The 1355-nt window shown below is 61.7% G+C and carries 1 protein-coding gene; it reads left to right on the top strand.

All coding sequences use genetic code 11. The features are described from left to right. Positions 1–56: 56 nt before the first annotated feature. Complete coding sequence (locus LGM42_RS32925; RefSeq protein ID WP_226234411.1) at positions 57–1316, top strand: IS256 family transposase; 1260 nt, start codon at positions 57–59, stop codon at positions 1314–1316. Positions 1317–1355: the final 39 nt, after the last annotated feature.

The raw sequence follows: 1355 nt of genomic DNA, 5'->3' as shown, positions 1-1355 counted from the left end.
GAGCCTATCCGAACCTTTGTGTGTGAGGCATAAACTGATGGCCAAGGAGCCACGTTATGCCACGCAAACGTAAGGAAGAAGCGACCGTAGAACCGGGCAAGGGCTTGAACCTGGACCCGGAACTGATCAAGCAACTGGTGCCCGGAACGCTGGATCGGGCGACGATCAACGAGCAGCTCGCTGCGCTCAAGAAGGCGATCTTCGAGCGTGCGCTGGGTGGCGAGTTGGCCCACCACCTCGGCTACGAGAAGGGCGAAGCCAAGCCGGCCGGCCGCACGAACCATCGCAACGGCACCAGCCGCAAGCGCATCGCGACCGACGACGACCTGCTCGACGTCGAGATTCCACGCGATCGCGAAGGCACCTTCGATCCGGTGCTGATCGCCAAGGGCGAGCGACGTTTCACCGGCTTCGACGACAAGATCATCGCGATGTACGCACGCGGCATGAGCGTGCGGGAGATTCAGGGCTTCCTGCAGGAGATGTACGGCATCGAGGTATCGCCGGACTTCATCAGTACCGTCACTGACGCGGTGATCGACGAAGTGCGCGAGTGGCAACAGCGGCCGCTCGAGCCGATGTACCCGGTGGTGTTCTTCGACGCCTTGCGCGTCAAGATCCGCGACGAAGGCGTGGTCCGCAACAAGGCGATCTACCTGGCGCTGGGTGTTCGCCGCGACGGCACACGTGACGTGCTGGGCCTCTGGATCGAGCAGACCGAGGGGGCCAAGTTCTGGCTGCGGGTGGTGAACGACCTGAAGCTGCGTGGCGTGCAGGATATCCTGATTGCCGTGGTCGACGGACTGAAGGGCTTCCCGGAAGCGATCAACACGGTGTTCCCGGAAACGACGGTCCAGACCTGCATCGTGCATCTGATCCGGAACTCGCTGGACTTCGCCAGCTGGAAAGACCGGAAATCCGTCGCAGCGGCGCTCAAGGAGGTCTATCGGGCACCGTCGGCCGAAGCGGCCGCCGTGGCGCTGGATGCGTTCGATACGAGCCCGTGGGGGACGAAATACCCACCGATTGCCGCGCTCTGGCGCCGGGCCTGGGATCAGGTGATTCCGTTTTACGCCTTCGCGCCCGACATCCGGAAAATTGTATATACGACCAACGCGATCGAGTCGCTACACATGCAGCTTCGGAAGATCATTAAGGCGCGCGGCCACTTCCCGTCGGACGAGGCCGCGCTCAAACTGATCTGGCTGGCGCTGCGCAACGTCGTAGCCAAGTGGACGGGTTCCCGGCACGATTGGAAGAGCGCCATGACTCAGTTCGCACTGCTTTACCCAGAACGATTCAACATTGGAGTCTGAATCTCAACCCGCCTCACACACTAAATTCCGGATACCTCC

It is taken from the genome of Burkholderia sp. AU39826 (assembly GCF_020419965.1).
GTDB lineage: Bacteria > Pseudomonadota > Gammaproteobacteria > Burkholderiales > Burkholderiaceae > Burkholderia > Burkholderia semiarida.
Note: the sequence above shows the minus strand (reverse complement) of the source record. Positions and strands in the feature narration are given on the sequence as shown.